General features: G+C 38.1%; 15 protein-coding genes. 7 read left to right on the top strand and 8 right to left on the bottom strand.

What is annotated here, in order from left to right; genetic code table 11:
- Positions 1 to 4: 4 nt before the first annotated feature.
- Positions 5 to 610, top strand: a complete 606-nt coding sequence (locus BUF13_RS16365; protein WP_073572905.1) for an acyl carrier protein phosphodiesterase — start codon at positions 5 to 7, stop codon at positions 608 to 610.
- Positions 597 to 1,055, top strand: a complete 459-nt coding sequence (locus BUF13_RS16360; RefSeq protein ID WP_073572904.1) for a hypothetical protein — start codon at positions 597 to 599, stop codon at positions 1,053 to 1,055. The genes BUF13_RS16365 and BUF13_RS16360 overlap by 14 nt, the downstream gene beginning before the upstream one ends.
- 19 nt (positions 1,056 to 1,074) lie before the next feature.
- On the opposite strand, the gene BUF13_RS16355 is transcribed toward BUF13_RS16360, so the two are convergent.
- From BUF13_RS16355 to BUF13_RS16335, 5 genes are all read right to left on the bottom strand, one after another.
- Positions 1,075 to 1,611 (bottom strand): inorganic diphosphatase, encoded by a 537-nt coding sequence (locus BUF13_RS16355; RefSeq protein ID WP_073572903.1) that lies wholly within the window; start codon positions 1,609 to 1,611, stop codon positions 1,075 to 1,077.
- Between the two features lie 75 nt (positions 1,612 to 1,686).
- Positions 1,687 to 2,772, bottom strand: a complete 1,086-nt coding sequence (locus BUF13_RS16350; RefSeq protein ID WP_073572902.1) for a hybrid sensor histidine kinase/response regulator — start codon at positions 2,770 to 2,772, stop codon at positions 1,687 to 1,689.
- The gene (locus BUF13_RS16345) at positions 2,765 to 4,870 is read right to left on the bottom strand and encodes a 7TM diverse intracellular signaling domain-containing protein (RefSeq protein WP_073572901.1); all 2,106 of its coding nucleotides are present in this window, start codon (positions 4,868 to 4,870) and stop codon (positions 2,765 to 2,767) included. Before BUF13_RS16345 ends, BUF13_RS16350 begins: the two co-directional genes overlap by 8 nt.
- Complete coding sequence (locus tag BUF13_RS16340; RefSeq protein WP_083586487.1) at positions 4,867 to 5,553, bottom strand: hypothetical protein; 687 nt, start codon at positions 5,551 to 5,553, stop codon at positions 4,867 to 4,869. The genes BUF13_RS16345 and BUF13_RS16340 overlap by 4 nt, the downstream gene beginning before the upstream one ends.
- Before the next feature lie 4 nt (positions 5,554 to 5,557).
- Positions 5,558 to 7,828: an Rv1355c family protein gene (locus BUF13_RS16335; RefSeq protein ID WP_073572899.1), complete on the bottom strand. Its 2,271-nt coding sequence runs from the start codon at positions 7,826 to 7,828 to the stop codon at positions 5,558 to 5,560.
- A 205-nt stretch (positions 7,829 to 8,033) separates the two neighbouring features.
- Here BUF13_RS16335 and BUF13_RS16330 point away from each other — a divergent pair, with 205 nt between their 5' ends.
- Positions 8,034 to 8,507 (top strand): response regulator, encoded by a 474-nt coding sequence (locus BUF13_RS16330; protein WP_073572898.1) that lies wholly within the window; start codon positions 8,034 to 8,036, stop codon positions 8,505 to 8,507.
- 6 nt (positions 8,508 to 8,513) lie between these two features.
- Here the strand turns inward: BUF13_RS16330 and BUF13_RS16325 are convergent, their stop codons facing one another.
- The 3 genes from BUF13_RS16325 to porX are packed head-to-tail and all read right to left on the bottom strand — an operon-like array spanning position 8,514 to position 11,708.
- Positions 8,514 to 9,725, bottom strand: a complete 1,212-nt coding sequence (locus BUF13_RS16325) for an alanine dehydrogenase (RefSeq protein ID WP_073572897.1) — start codon at positions 9,723 to 9,725, stop codon at positions 8,514 to 8,516.
- The gene (gene tsaE / locus BUF13_RS16320; RefSeq protein WP_073572896.1) at positions 9,715 to 10,125 is read right to left on the bottom strand and encodes a tRNA (adenosine(37)-N6)-threonylcarbamoyltransferase complex ATPase subunit type 1 TsaE; all 411 of its coding nucleotides are present in this window, start codon (positions 10,123 to 10,125) and stop codon (positions 9,715 to 9,717) included. The genes BUF13_RS16325 and tsaE overlap by 11 nt, the downstream gene beginning before the upstream one ends.
- A 29-nt stretch (positions 10,126 to 10,154) precedes the next feature.
- Positions 10,155 to 11,708: a T9SS response regulator signal transducer PorX gene (gene porX / locus BUF13_RS16315; protein WP_073572895.1), complete on the bottom strand. Its 1,554-nt coding sequence runs from the start codon at positions 11,706 to 11,708 to the stop codon at positions 10,155 to 10,157.
- A gap of 60 nt (positions 11,709 to 11,768) precedes the next feature.
- On the opposite strand from porX, the gene BUF13_RS16310 reads away from it, so the two are divergent.
- Genes BUF13_RS16310 through lpxA form a run of 4 tightly spaced genes read left to right on the top strand, consistent with a single transcriptional unit; the run spans position 11,769 to position 16,243 of the window.
- Positions 11,769 to 12,992 carry an HD domain-containing protein gene (locus tag BUF13_RS16310; protein ID WP_073572894.1) on the top strand — a complete coding sequence of 408 codons (1,224 nt, stop codon included), beginning with the start codon at positions 11,769 to 11,771 and terminating at the stop codon, positions 12,990 to 12,992.
- A 20-nt stretch (positions 12,993 to 13,012) separates the two neighbouring features.
- The gene (gene lpxD / locus BUF13_RS16305; RefSeq protein ID WP_073572893.1) at positions 13,013 to 14,035 is read left to right on the top strand and encodes a UDP-3-O-(3-hydroxymyristoyl)glucosamine N-acyltransferase; all 1,023 of its coding nucleotides are present in this window, start codon (positions 13,013 to 13,015) and stop codon (positions 14,033 to 14,035) included.
- A 37-nt stretch (positions 14,036 to 14,072) separates the two neighbouring features.
- Entirely contained in the window at positions 14,073 to 15,467 is a 1,395-nt protein-coding gene (locus tag BUF13_RS16300; protein WP_073573152.1) for a bifunctional UDP-3-O-[3-hydroxymyristoyl] N-acetylglucosamine deacetylase/3-hydroxyacyl-ACP dehydratase, read from the top strand.
- Entirely contained in the window at positions 15,464 to 16,243 is a 780-nt protein-coding gene (gene lpxA, locus BUF13_RS16295) for an acyl-ACP--UDP-N-acetylglucosamine O-acyltransferase (protein ID WP_073572892.1), read from the top strand. Before BUF13_RS16300 ends, lpxA begins: the two co-directional genes overlap by 4 nt.

Genomic DNA, 16,243 nt, shown 5'->3' with positions numbered 1-16,243 from the left:
CCTTATGAATTTTCTTGCTCATGCATTTCTTTCCTTTCAACAAGAAAAAATTCTGGTCGGGAATTTTATAGCTGATTTTGTCAAAGGAAAGCAGATTAATGACTTTGAGGATGGCATTATGATGGGGATTTTGCTCCATCGAGAAATTGATTTCTTTACTGATTCCCATCCACTTGTCAAGGCAGGACAATCCTATTTGAGACCCAAGTTTGGACATTATTCTACTGTGATCACAGATATTTTTTTCGATTACTTTTTAATTAAACATTGGAAGGAGTTCAAAGATATTCCTCTGAAGACCTTTATTCAGGAAACTTTTGAAACCCTTGACTCTTATGAAGAGATATTTCCTCCACGCTTTGCAAACATGTATTATTGGATGAGAAAGGACAATTGGCTTTTGGCCTATGGAAGCGTAGAGGGTATTCAAAGTGCGCTTACAGGAATGTCCAAAAGAACCAAATTCAATTCCAAAATGGAAGAAGCTCATTCGGCTTTAGTAGAAAGAGAAGAAGAATTTGACGTGATTTTCTTAGCTTTTTTCAAAGAATTAGAGACTTTTGCGTTCGAAAAACTTCAAGAAATTCAACAAGCACATGGTCGTCATTAAACCGAAAAGTTCCACTTATTTTTCACTGGGAATCATCGTAGTGGCTCTTTTGGCAGGCTTAATCCTGATTTTGAGGGATTTCGCTTACAAAGGAAGCTTTGGCTTTTGGTTTTATCTGATTGCTGCTACGATTATCACCTTGGTTCTTTTGATGCTATTGGTGAAAATGTTGGCGGGTTTTCGATTTATCACTGCGGGAAGAGATCAGATCATCATTAAGATGCCACTTCGGGGATTTCATAAAGCATATCCCGTTTCTGATATTTTAGCCTGGGAAGAGGAAGTGGTAATGGCCAATAAAAAAGAATTCAAGCAATTGACCATTGCATTTTCGGACAAGCAGTCCATTTCGGTTTCCAATCACGAGCACGACGCTTATACAGACCTAATCAAATATTTGATCAAAAAAGCTCCGAAGCAACGCGTAAAAAGCAAAAAAGCCTGATTTCTCAGGCTTTAATTTTTTATTGGTTTCTGAAGTTCTTGTCGTAAAGATCAATACTCTCCCTGATAATTCTAAGAGCATCTTCTTTGCCTAAGAAGTCTTCTACTTTCACTTCTTTGTTTTCCAACTTCTTATAGTCTTCAAAGAATCTGTGAATTTCCTTCATCAAGTGAGGAGGAAGTTCGTCGATGTCATTGATATAGTTTACGGATTGATCACCTGCAGCTACAGCGATGATTTTATCATCAGCCTCACCACCATCGACCATTCTCATAACACCGATCACCTTTGCTTCAACCAAGCACATAGATGGGATATCAATTTGAGAAATAATCAAGATATCCAATGGGTCATGATCCTCACAAAAGGTTTGAGGAATAAATCCATAATTAGCAGGATAGTGAACCGCAGAGAATAATACCCTGTCCAACATCAACATCCCTGATTTTTTATGCAATTCGTATTTGCCTTTACTTCCTTTGGGAATTTCAACAACTCCCATTACAATTTCAGGAGATTCTTTCCCAATATTGACATCATGCCAAGGGTTAATCATAAATTTTTCTTTTTGTTAATAAAAAGTTGGTCCGCAAAGATACGCTTTCCGATTAAAATCCCCACAAAGAAGGGGTTATTTCAATGAAGGTAGAGCGACTCTAAAGGTCGTTCCTTCATCCAATATAGATTCCAATTCAATATTTCCGCCCAATTGCTCCACGGCTTCTTTTACCATATAAAGGCCCAGTCCTGTACCTACATTCTTTTGAGTGGCACGTGTAAATAGATTAAACACATCAGAACGATGACGTTCATCAATCCCTATCCCATTGTCTTCCAACATTATAAGAGCTTGACCTTCTCTCACATCAACAGTAAGACTAATCCTTTTCTCACCTTCTCCCCTTTTTTGGAATTGAACAGAATTGCTAAATAAATTATTCAAGATCACTCGGATTTTAGATTCATCCGAATAGAATACATCTTCTTGGGTGATTTGTACATCAATATGGAAATGCTCCAGATTAAATTTAGCATGATAGGCTTCCATTTGTTGGGCTACTACTGCTTTAAAGTCAATCTCAGCAACTTTGTGATCAATTTTAGTAGATCTATAAAAGTCCAACATTTTGTAAATGAAGTCATCCAACTTGGTAGTTGCAGAATCAATCATTTCAAAATACTCCATGATATTCGGATCACTCACCTCCATTTTGGCGAGTTTGGATACTCCTGAAATACTCATCAATGGCCCTCTCAATTCGTGAGAAAGACTATAAACAAATTGATTCATTTCTGTATGCAACTTCTTTAGCCTGATGTTTTTTTCTTTGAGCTCCTGACGCATAAAGAAAATATCCGCTGCGTTTTTGATCGAGTTTTTGATCTGCTCAATATTCCATGGCTTATCGATAAAACGGTAAACTTCACCCTTGTTGATCGCATCGATTACAGAGGCAATATCAGAATATCCGGTCAGGAGGATACGGATAGGATCTGGATTGATTTCAATCAGTTTTTCAAAAAACTCAGTACCGGTCATTCCCGGCATTCTTTGGTCAGCGATTACAACATGAACATCTTCTTCTTGAGCTATTTTAAGCCCTTCTTCTGCATCAATAGCTGTAAAAATCTTAAAATCCTTTCTTAAAGTAGCTCTAAAAGATTTGAGGTTATTATCCTCATCATCTATGTAGAGCACATGAATTTTGCTATTCATATTTGGCTGTGCTTTGGTAAACAGGTAGCGTTATAATAAAAGTAGTTCCTTGACCTTCTTCAGATTTTACTTCCAGAGTCCCTTTATGGTTCTCAATAATAGAATAAACTATTGAAAGGCCCAAACCTGTACCCTTCCCTACTGCCTTTGTAGTAAAGAAAGGTTCGAAAATTCTTTGCTTGACACTTTCTGGCATTCCAGGACCATTATCCTCAATTTCCACAACCACCTGATCACCTTCATTCTTGGTCCTTAGTGTTATTTTAGGATCACTAATGGTATCTAAATTATCACTTAATGCATGAACCGCATTATTGATAATATTCATAAATACCTGGTTGATTTTACCTGCCAAACACTCCACTAAAGGCAATTCTCCAAACTCTCTGACAATTCTTATTTTTCCAGGAATCGAACTATTCAGCAAGATAATAGTACTATTGATACCATCATGGAGATCCACTTTCTTCACGTCTTGCTCATCAACTCTAGAAAACAATCTTAAGCCTTTCACAATCTCCACAGTTCTTTTTGCTCCTTCTTCCATCCCTTTCAGAAGCTGATCAACTTCATCAAGCACATAGTCCAATTCCAAGTCTTCTTCCAGATCCAAAGCTTTCTTCTTAGACTCTTCTTTAAATTCTTCTTTTCCAGTCTCTCTGTAGAACTCTATCACTTCCATAATGTCCGCAATGTCTCGCTTAAGAGGCATAATATTGGAACTCACAAAGTTGATTGGGTTATTGATTTCGTGAGCAATACCAGCTGTCAACTGACCTAAAGAAGCCATCTTCTCCTGGCTTACTAATTGGCTTTGGGTATTTTGAAGATTTCTAAGAGCCTGTTCCAATTCATCGGTTCTTACTCTTACTTTATCTTCCAAAAGAACATTTTGCTCTTTGATCAGCTGCTCATTCTCCTTCAATACTCTTAAACGCTCTGACTGCTCACGCTCTTTTTCCTTTTTCAGGATGTTGATTTTATCTGCCAATGCGAAAGCCAACAAAATTGTCTCAAACGTCACCCCAATTGTAAATACGTAATTGGTGAAAAAATTATGAGGTAGGAAATTCAGATATCTAAGAAGGAATATCATCATACTACCGATCAATAATGACCAGGCAAATAAGAAGAATTTAGCAGGGCGATACCCTTTCCTTAAGCTGAAAATTGAAATTGATAGTAAGTAGAATGACACAAAACCCAATAAGCTTTGCATGATTTTGATATTGAACTGACCGATTCCAAAATCAATAAAGAATGTAATCAGTACAAAAAAGTAAATTACAATAACTCCAAACCCAACATTATAAACTCTCTTATTGAGATTCTTAATATTCAAAAACTTCAATGAATAATAAATACCCGTCATTGAAACCAAAATGGTGGTGATATAGAAAGCGTGTTCTTTTAGGTAAATATTATCGGGCCAAAAGTAGGCATCAATATAGCCCGCCAACACACTTTGGTTGAGTCCTTCCAAAAGGATATAAAAGATGAAAATCCCATAGAGGTAATCCTTGGTTGAAGACCATAGGAAGAGATTGTAAAAAAACATAGCCAACACAATCCCGAAATAAATCCCAAAAAGCACATTCTTTTGATCCAATTTAAGTGCATAGGTGGATTCCGATTCATGATTGATTTCTATCGGAACTACGATATTTCCCAGACTTTTCACCTTGATGAAATAGGTCAAAGCCTGGTTAACTGGGATCATATCTTGATTAAAGAGTGAATTGAAATCACTTTTGGTATAATTCACCCTCCCCAATTTGGATAGAAGTGCTCCATTTTGATCATAAACCTCTATTTCATTGAGCATTGGATTTTCAAATGAAATATCAACTAGATTTTCCTCTAAAAACCTAGAATTCAAGACGACTTTGATCAAAATCACCGAATCGCTATATCCTAAGAAAAGGTTTGCATCATCTTCTTCTTTCCAAGAAATATTATCCAGATTGAGATTACTTAATCCTTCTCCCATTTCGGAAAGCATGGTGTAGCCTACATATTTAAAATCGTCCTCATTCTTTTCTGTACAAGAAATGGTAAAGAATGCAGCTATAAATACTATTACTAATGTTCTTATCATTCTAAAAAAGATGTGTACTCTAATGTGACATGTCTGTTTCTATAAACTTCTTCAATGATCAGTGATCTATTGTTTCGTATTCTAAAAATCGGTTCTCGGTGTTCCTCTGCTGTCATGGGAAGATTGACCACATCATGAAGTTTCATTGCAGTGGCAATCAAATCCAATTTGGGATAATAAAAAGTACCGTTATTCCCCACCTCAGACAAAACTTCGTATCCTATTTCAAGTCCAAGTTTCACTGTAGTAGGTGCAAATAATGCATATAGTGAATTTAAGCCAATTTTTGGTGCCAATGCCAAACAAGCTTTAACCATAAAAATAGCACCTATCCCTAATCCAGTGATTTTTCTAGAATTCCAAAGACCACAAACCTCACCGGTTCCTGCATCGAGGTCCTTAGCGATTACATCCCTGATTGAACTATCTAGATCTTGAATTGCCTCCACCATCGGCAGCGGGGAAATTTCATTTGCTTTATGAATTCGTGCACCTCCGTAGATCTGCCCATCCTCGCTGGATTCCACAATTACCACTATGACATCAGGGTTTTGAGCCCATGAATTATTAGCAGATGTGACTTTTTTGACTCCAATACTTTCCAATACTTGTCGATGCCCCTCAATGAACAATTCACACCTCTCTGGATAATCTACCGCCTTGAACGCAATCAACTTATACATAATCCTACAACACTATTAGGCTTGTCCACACATCCCGACGATAGGAGCGCATACTTGGTTCATCTGCTTTATTAAGGCGAATCATAAAGATTTCTTTCTTCTTAAGATCTTTATTGAAAATTTCATTCAGGCCCTTTTTCAATCCTTTTATACCTTCTTTTTCTTCTGGAGAAAACCCACTGTTTTCTTCACATTCTACCCTATGAAAGATAAACAGGGATGCGGAAACGGGCTGAATACTAATGCCCAATATATTAGCTTTCAACCAAATTCTCTGAAGAGTAGCACCAGCTTTTAAGATCGAAATAGGATCATAAGAATCGCTTTCAATCATCAAAATGGCTGAGGAGCTAAGTATGGTATCATCAGAAATTTTAGAAAGGCCAAAGCCCAAATCATGTTTCCTGAAAAATTCTACCGTACCAGGATCTCTAACTAAGCCCATGGCAGCTCTGGAGGAAGGATCCATTTCCAAAGTTGCAATATCTATTCCATCGCCTGTGCTTTTAGCTTCTTCATCTGACCATCGGATTTCATTCATAAAATCCTGATATCCTTGCTCGTGAAGCAATCGATATCGATCCATACCCCCAATAATACCCGCAAGTTGTTTCAAGTCTTCATTGGAAGAAACTACTTCTATTGAAATCTCTTTTTCTTTAGTCCCTATGGTCTTCAAAATCTCAAGAACCTCTGACTTTAATTCTTCTTTTGGACCGTTTTTCCTATTTGTGCATCTAAGAGAAATCCCTTGGGAAAGTTCTCCAAATGGAACAGAAATGCTTTCAGAAGATTTTGAAAGGAAACGAACCTGTGCAATGTAATCTTGTTCAAATTCAGAGATTTTATATTCTATCTCAACCTGTATACCCATATCTGCAGAAGCAAGACGAATATTTTCAAGAGCAGCTCCAAAGGCTAAAAGGGAGCCTGAACTTTTATAGTCCAACAGGGAATTGCTCAAGGACTTATCTTCAAACAAGTGGAGAACTCCATTTTTATCAAAAACCCACTTCCATGGTTGAGAATTTCCACCTGAAGGAGCCAAATTGGCTAATCGAACCAAATGCTCCAACTCTTCAGGCAACAACTTATATGTAGAACCTTCCTTGTAATCATAAATTGATTCATCAGACCAACTTTGACTTAATCCTTCGGAAGGGGTTTGTTCTACTTTTTTAATCTTTTTGGAAGGAATCAATTCATCCAAATCCACAAAATACCTACCCGACTCAATATCTTCTCCCAATAAAAAATTTCGTGCAACATGCCCAATGGAAGCACCTCCCAAAAATACAGAAGAAGCTAATTGAGGCCAAGATGTGATACTCTGAGTCACTTCCAGTAGAGAAGCTTTCATCCGAGTTGAAAGGGTATCTTCACCTGTAATCTTCAGTACCATAGGTACTTTCTGCTTATTGGTCAGGTTTTTCAATGACTTCAAATTGAGATCGCCCAAATACCCATGAAACAATGGTCTATCTGGTTCATCATCAAAACGCTCCACATCTAGCATCCCTCTGTCTGAAGTCTCCATCATCAAAGCCACTTTTTTACTCCTGGCTTTTTCTCGAAGTAATACCTTTATATCCAGACTGTCACATTCATCAATTATCAGATCCAACATCCCCCCATCCTCAAAAAACTCATCAATGTTATCCTCAGAAATACCTCCTCGGTAGAGCTTTAATTTGAGATATGGATCCATTTCAGAGATCTCCCTAGCAGCAATTACAACTTTCTCAGTTCCCAAATTTGTCACCCCCGCTCTCAGACGATTAAGATTACTCAATTCCAAGGTATCGAAATCTGCAAGACGCAATTCCCCAAAACTTCTCTCAAGAGACATGACCAAAGCAATACTTTGCCCAACTGACAAGCCGACGATTCCAACTTTCTTTTGAGCCAGTTCAGCTTGTTCCTGTGGCGTGATCTTATAATTGTTTCTTAGTGTTCTAACTTTGATAAACTCCTCTTCCGGCAAAAGGTGAACTAAAGTATATTTCCATGGGTAATAAACCCAATTACCATAATCTTCCTTGATTTGACCTTCGAAAAACTCTTCTATTAGTCTGTCTAATTCTTTCTTTGATAATGCTTTAGTCGGATGACTAGACTTTATCAGGTCTGCAACCTGACTCTCAATTTGATCAACAATAGATATTTGAGGATTGTGAAATAGGTCCACCAGCTTTTCTTTATCACAATAATTCTTAGGATCAAGAATTACTGGATAAACCTGATCAGCCAAGGCAGATTTGGATGAAATAAGCATTTTTGGTAAGAAAGTGTAAAGGTGACAGTAGGTAAAGTTAATTTTTGATTTTATATGTCAAATCAATTGTATCAATTATTTATTCTAATTCATTGAAAAATCTAATGCGCTATTGATTAAATACATAAAACAAATTGTTTGGTTTTGATAAAAAAATACAATTATTTAGAACTAATTTCACATACCATATTAGTTTGGAAAATTAATGGAAAAGAAGTCTGAAGAAAAAATAAGAATTTTATACGTGGATGATGAAGAAAATAACCTTCAGGCATTCAAGGCTACTTTTCGCCGAGATTTTAAAATTTTCCTTGCTATTTCAGCAAAAGAAGGCAGAGAGGTTCTAGAAAAAGAAGAGATAGACATCATCATTACTGACCAAAGAATGCCTGAGCAAACAGGTGTCGAATTTCTTGAATCAATCATCCCTATTCACCCAAATCCAATTAGAGTTTTATTGACTGGATATACAGATATCCAAGCAGTAATTGATGCTATTAATAAAGGTCAAGTATATCATTACCTAACCAAACCTTGGGAAGAAGATTATTTGAGAACAGTCATTAAAAATGCCTTTGAAGTATATACGCTTCGTAAGGAAAACGAACGTTTGACACAATCATTGATCAAAGCAAATGATCAATTAGAATTCTTGTTAAGACAAAACCTTCTTTCCTAAGACTAATCAATATCTAGCAGCAAGGAGTAATTGTAATTCCTTGTGAGTAAGATCAAATTTCCTAGCTAAATATGCATTGGTTAGGCTACCACGGTAAGTGTAGACACCTCTCAAGAACCATCGGTAATTAAAAATCATTTCTTCTGGGCCTCCCAAATCTGACATTTGAAGGACAATCGGAGTAAAAATGTTACTCAAGGAATAGGAAGCTGTTCTAGAAACCCTAGAAGCTATATTAGGAACGCAATAATGAATCACATCATGGACTGTGAAAGTAGGTTCACTATGTGTCGTCATGCTTGCAGTCTCAATACAACCTCCCTGATCAATCCCAACGTCAATTATGATACTTCCATGCATCATATTGGCCACCATTTCTTCACTTACTACAATTTTATTCCTCCCTTTTTCTGCTCTTAAGGCCCCAATTACAACATCCGCTTCAGATAAAGCCTGAGTCAAAGTCAAATTGTCAATTGTAGAAGTATAAACTTGTTGCCCAAGTAATTGCTTTAGTCTTCTAAGCTTATAAATATGATTATCAAACACTTTGATATTTGCCCCCAAACCTAGAGCTGTCCTTGCAGCATATTCGGCTACTGTTCCTGCACCAATGATGACCACTTGAGTTGGGGGAACTCCAGTTACACCTCCCATGATCAAGCCTTTACCATCGTTTACAGAAGAAAGGTATTCTGAAGCAATTAGCATTACGGTGCTTCCGGCAATTTCGGACATAGCCCTAACAACTGGCATCCCTCCCACTTTATCTTCTAAATATTCAAAGGCAACAGCTGTAATCTTTTTAGTATTCAAAGCCTGGATCAGCTCTTTACTTTGATTTCCAATTTGTAAAGCAGAAATCAAACAAGCTCCCAATTGCATAAAGCCTATTTCTTCAATGGTTGGAGCATCTACTTTCAAGACCAAATCGACTTCAAAGGCTTCCTTAGAGGAATAAACAACTTTAGCCCCGGCGTCTGAATAATCTTGGTCAGAAAACTTGGATGCAACACCGGCTCCTGTTTCCACGATCACATGCATTCCATTGTTAGTCAACAATCCAACTGCCTCAGGAGTCAATACCACTCGCTTTTCTTCCGATGATTTTTCCTTTGGAAGACCAATGCTTAACTCTTTTCCGTCTTTTTTTACTTTGACAGGAGATTCTTTAGGAATCAGCCCAACAGCTGCTATATCTTTCATCTCAGTGGACATCCTCAATTAATTGAAGCGTGATTTTTCTACTTGAAGCAGTATAATACTCAATTTTTACCAATAAAAATTGATCGGGGATCAATCCACCTAAATTTTCAGCCCATTCCATCCAACAATAATCTCCACTATAGAAATACTCTTCTATCCCAATGTCCAATGCTTCGGCAGGGTCATCTAGTCTATAAAAGTCAAAATGATAAATTCTATCACCACTGGCAGTCTCGTATTGGTTGACTATTCCAAAAGTAGGGCTACTCATTGGATCAATCACGCCCATTTTTTCTCCAAGAGATTTGACTAGGGTTGTTTTACCGGCACCCATTTCGCCTTGGAACACCCAGATTTTTTCATCTCCTGCATTTGCAAAGACCCAATCAGCAACGGAGGCAAGCTCCGACATTTCATAAATTCTGCTAAGCACTAAGCTGTCTATTTTGATGTAAGGTGAACGATCGGTATGATCATTTCCTCCAAAGATACACCACCGTGTTGAAAAGTATCTTTATAATAGTTGACGTAGTAGTTGTAATTATTAGGATATGCGAAGAAATAATCCTCCACAGCAAAGACATAACTTGAGGAAACATTCAATTTTGGAAGCTTTGCATCTTCAGGTTTTCTAATTTCAAAAACCTTCCCCGCTTCAAAGTTCAGGTTCTTCCCTTGCTTATATCTCAAATTGGTGGTCACGTTTTTATCACCAATAATTCTATAAGGCTTATTTACACGCTTAGTACCGTGATCAGTAGTGATAATTACGTCCGCGTCGGCACTTTGAATCTTCTTGAGTAAATCGAATAAACTACTATGCTCAAACCAACTTTTAGTTAAGGATCGATAAGCAGACTCATCAGGAGCCAATTCTCGGATCATTTTCATATCGGTTCGGGCATGGGAAACCATATCTACAAAGTTATAAACCAATACATTCAGCTCATTTTGAAGCATGGCGTGAAATTGATCTAAAGCCGCTTTTCCCTGGTTTGCCTGAAGAATTTTATGGTAGGTGAATTTTCCCGCGATTCGATTTTTCTCCATGTTGATTCGGATCCAATCCTCCTCAAAATTATTTTTCCCCTCATCTGAATCCTCATCTTCCCAAAAATTTGGATAAAACCGAGCCATGTCCATTGGCATCATCCCACTGAACAAGGCATTTCTGGCAAAAGCAGTGGTGGTCGGTAGAATACTATAATAGGTCTGTTTCTCTTTAATATTGAAATAGGGCGAAACCAAGCTTTCGATCTCTTCCCATTGATCTAATCTTAGATTATCAATCACAATGAAGAAAAGCGGCTTCCCTTCGCGCATCTTTGGAAAAACCTTCTTTTTCATCACCTGATAGGAGAGCAAAGGCTTTTCCTGATTTTTCTCTTGCATCCAATCCAGATAATTGTCCTTGACGAACCTTGCAAAAGAGGAATTGGCTTCAGTTTTTTGAGACTCTAAAACCTCCAACATATTTTTGTTTTCAGTCGAATCGATCTGGAGTTCCCAATAGGTCAGCTTTTTATAAATATTAGCCCAATCTTCATGATCCTCAGCATCTCCAAAGGCCATGCTGATATTCATAAATTCTTGCTGATAATTGAGTGTAGTCTTTTCGTCTATCAATTGGCGATTTTGAAGAATCTTTTTGACAGATAACCAGATTTGACTTGGATTGAGAGGTTTAATCAGATAGTCCGCAATCTTTCCTCCGATCGCATCATTCATGATATGCTCCTCCTCACTTTTCGTAATCATCACCACAGGAATCTGAGGCTTGATTTGCTTGATTTGCTGCAAAGTTTCCAGACCTGTCATCCCAGGCATCATTTCATCTAAAAAGATGACATCAAAATTATTTTTTTCCACCTCCTCAATAGCATCTACACCAGAATTGACTGTAGCTATATCGTAGCCTTTTTGCTGCAAAAAAAGAATATGTGGTTTGAGCAGGTCGATTTCATCGTCTGCCCAAAGGATCTGTGGGTTTTGCATTGTTATGATTCCGTTTCTTTTAAAATTATAATTACTTTTGGGTAAACAAAAGAGGCCTCCTTGAAAAGCCAGAAAATACTCAACGACCCCGTCTATGGTTTCATCACCATTCCGAGTGAGCTGATTTTTACTATCATTGATCACCCTTACTTCCAGAGATTACGCAGGATCAAGCAGTTAGGACTGACAGACTTCGTCTATCCAGGTGCTCTTCATACGCGTTTTCATCACGCTTTGGGTGCCATGCACCTGATGAGTATCACTTTGGATAATCTCAGAAACAAAGGCACTGAAATCAGCAATGAGGAATATGAAGCAGCGCTTATAGCTATCCTCCTTCATGACATTGGACATGGGCCGTTTTCCCATGCTTTAGAATATAGTCTCCTAAAATCTGTTCCTCACGAAGAGCTTTCTCTGATGATTATTGAACTCTTAAATGAGGAATTAGGTGGCAAATTATCCCTCAGTTTAAGAATCTTTAAGAATCAATACGAAAGAAAATTCTTCCATCAATTGGTTTCCAGCCAGTTAGATATTGACCGCCTGGACTACCTTCAGAGAGATTGTTTCTTCACAGGAGTTTCCGAGGGAACAATTGGAGCTGACAGGATTATCAAAATGATGGACGTCAAGAACGATCAAGTAGTAATTGAGGAAAAAGGGATTTATTCCATTGAAAATTTCTTGAGCGCTAGAAGATTGATGTATTGGCAAGTTTACCTCCACAAGACCACGGTAAGTGCTGAGAAAATGCTGATCAACTTGATCCAACGTGGAAAGGATCTAAAAACTCAAGGAGCTCAATTCCCGATTTCTGATGAATTCGACTATCTCTTGGGGCATGAATTGACTTTGGAGGATTTCAAAAAGAATCCAGATCTTCTCAAAATCTTTTTGGAACTAGATGATTTGGATCTTTGGGGAGCTATCAAGCTTTGGAAAAAGTCAGATGACTATGTCTTGAGAAATATCTCACAGATGTTTTTGACAAGAAATCTTTTCAAAATCAGCCTAGATAGTGAACCTTTTTCTCCGGAAGAGATTTTAAAATCCAAGGAAAAAACTATTGCCAAACTTGGCATACCTGAATCTGATTTGGATTATTTCTTTTCGCAGGGAAAAGTTAGTAATTATGGATATCTAATTCGCGACCGAATCAACATCCTCACCAAAGGTGGAAAGGTGATTGATGTTGCTCAAGCTGCTGATTTACCAAACATCAAAGTGATGAGTAAAATCGTGGAGAAACATTATATATGTAAAGCCAAAAGTCTAATTTAGATTTTCATTCTTTTTGCTGTATGGAATTTACACTAGGGCAATTAGCCCAATTATTAGAAGGAAAAGTCGAGGGAGACGAGACTCAAAAAGTTTCTCGATTGGATAAAATCCAAGAGGGAAAACCTGGGGGAATCAGTTTTCTTTCCAATGAAAAGTACGAGCCTTTTATTTACCAAACTGAAGCTACAGCTGTTATCGTTTCGGAAGGATTTAGGGCTTCCAAAGAGCTCAAGACGAATATCATTCGGGTAAAAGACGCTTACCTAGGATTTACAGCCCTTTTGGAAGCTTATGCCCAATTCACCAAATCGGCTTTGGTTGGAGTCGAAGAACCAGCCTATATGGATTCCAGCAGCACTATTGGAGAAAATGAATACCGAGGTGCATTTTCTTACATTGGAAAAAATTGCCAAATCGGCCAAAATGTGAAAATCCACCCACATGCTTACATTGCCAACAATGTGAAAATCGGAGATAATTCGATAATCCATTCGGGTGCTAAAATTCACGCTGAAACTCAAATCGGAACTAATTGTGAAATCCATTCTGGAGCTGTAATCGGCGCAGATGGATTTGGTTTTGCTCCACAAGCAGACGGAACCTACAAGTCTATCCCTCAAATTGGAAATGTAATTATAGAAGACAATGTTTCCATAGGAGCCAATACAACAGTGGATTGCGCCACTATGGGTTCGACTATTATTAAAAAAGGAGCAAAGATTGATAATCAAGTTCAAATCGCTCATAACGTAATAATTGGGGAGAACACGGTAATCGCAGCACAATCTGGAATCTCTGGCTCCACAGAAATCGGAAAAAATTGCGTAATTGCTGGAAAAGCAGGGATTGTCGGCCATATAAAGATTGCTGACAACACGACTATCGGAGCCAATACTGGCATATCAAAATCAATAAAAAAATCGGGTGAGACCCTTTTCGGATACATGGGAATGGATCTGAAGCAATTCTTAAAGTCTTATTCTATTTTTAAAAATCTGGAAGACCTCGAAAAGCGGCTTAAAGAACTCGAAAAAAAGCCCTAATTTTGCGGCCCCAAGCATTTAAATGGCTGAAGAAATAATGAAAGTAAAACAACATACCATCAAAAAACAGGTAGAACTATCTGGAGTTGGACTTCATACCGGAGTCATTTCCAATATGACTTTCCTACCTGCACCTCCCAATCATGGGATTAAGTTTCAAAGAATTGATTTGGAAGGCAGTCCTACTGTTGACGCAGATTGTGATTTGGTGGTAGATGTTTCCAGAGGAACTACTTTGGAGCAAAATGGAGCTAGAGTTTACACTGTAGAGCACGTTTTGGCAGCTTTGGTAGGTTTGGAAATAGACAACGTTTTAATCCAACTGGATGGACCTGAGCCTCCAATAATGGACGGATCTTCCATCCAATTTATCGAAGTTTTAGAAGATGCTGGTTTTGAAGAGCAAAATGCATTAAGAAGATTTTTCGAAGTTCAAGAAAGCATCCAATACAAGGATCCTGCTCGCGAGGTAGAAATGGTTGCTCTACCGACTGACAATTACAGAGTAACTGTAATGGTAGATTACAACAGCCCAGTCTTAGGAAGCCAGCATGCTTCTATCACAGATATCGGTCAATTCAGATCTGAAATCGCATCTTGTAGAACTTTCTGTTTCCTTCATGAGCTTGAAATGCTTTACAACTCCAACTTGATCAAAGGTGGAGACTTGAATAACGCAATCGTAGTAGTAGACAGAGTTGTTGAAGAAAAAGAATTGGCTCATTTGGCTAAGATGTTCAACAAACAACACGTTGAAGTCAAGAAAGAAGGAATTCTTAATAACGTAGATCTACGCTACAGAAATGAACCAGCAAGACATAAACTTTTGGACGTAGTAGGTGATTTGGCTTTGGTTGGAAGACCATTGAAAGCACAAATTTTGGCTGCAAGACCTGGTCATGCCGCAAATGTTGCTTTTGCTAAAAAATTAAAGAGAGCGATGGAGAAAGCTGGAGCTTCTCACATCCCTCATTATGATCCAAAGCTACCTCCGGTGATGGATATCAATCAGATCTCCAACATCCTTCCTCATAGATATCCTTTCCAATTATTGGATAAAATCATTTATTTGGACGACACTATAGTAGCTGGTGTGAAAAACGTAACTATGAATGAACCATTCTTCTTGGGACATTTCCCTGGTAACCCTGTAATGCCAGGTGTATTACAAGTGGAAGCAATGGCTCAAACCGGTGGTATTTTAGTATTGAGCACTGTAGATGATCCAGAAAACTACTGGACTTATTTCTTGGGTATCGAAAGCTGTAAATTCAGAAAGATGGTTCTTCCAGGAGATACTTTAATTTTTAAATGTGAACTATTGGCTCCAATCAGAAGAGGTATTGCGAAAATGAGAGGAGAAGCTTATGTAGGAAACACTTTGGTGTGTGAAGCGGTGATGACAGCCAGTATAACCCGTAAAGAATCATGATCAGCCCTCTAGCGCATGTAGACCCAAAAGCTCAACTTGGAGAGAATGTCCACGTTGACCCATTTACAATGATTCATGGAGATGTCATCATTGGTGACAACACATGGATTGGCCCAAATGTAACGATTTTCCCTGGAGCTAGAATAGGAAAAAACTGTAAAATCTTCCCTGGTGCTGTTCTTTCCGGCATTCCTCAAGATCTGAAATTCCAAGGTGAAGAATCCACAGTTATGATCGGTGACAACACCACCATCAGAGAATGTGTAACAATCAGTAGAGGTACAGTTGACAAACAAACAACCGTAATCGGAAGCAACTGCTTATTGATGGCCTATGTTCACGTAGCACATGATTGTGTGATCGGAAGTAATGTAATCATCGCAAACTCAGTGCAGATTGCAGGTCACGTTTCCATTGACGACTGGGCAATTGTTGGTGGTTCTAGCGCCATTCATCAATTCGTAAAAGTTGGAATGCATTCCATGATATCTGGCGGTTCTTTGGTGAGAAAAGACGTCCCTCCATTTACAAAAGCTGCGAGAGAACCTCTCTCCTATGCCGGCGTAAATTCATTGGGATTGAGAAGAAGAGGTTTTACTTCAGAATCTATTGCACACATTCAGGAGGTCTACAGATATCTATTCTTAAATAGCTTGAATAACAGCAAGGCATTGGAAGAAATCGAAGTAAACCTTCCTGCTACCAAAGAAAGAGACGAAATCCTAAACTTCATCCGCTCTTCTGAAAGAGGTGTGATGAAAGGTTATTTCAATTAA

Source organism: Algoriphagus zhangzhouensis, from assembly GCF_900148515.1.
GTDB lineage: Bacteria > Bacteroidota > Bacteroidia > Cytophagales > Cyclobacteriaceae > Algoriphagus > Algoriphagus zhangzhouensis.
The sequence above is the reverse complement of the archived record's forward strand: the minus strand, read 5'-3'. Positions and strand labels throughout refer to the sequence as shown.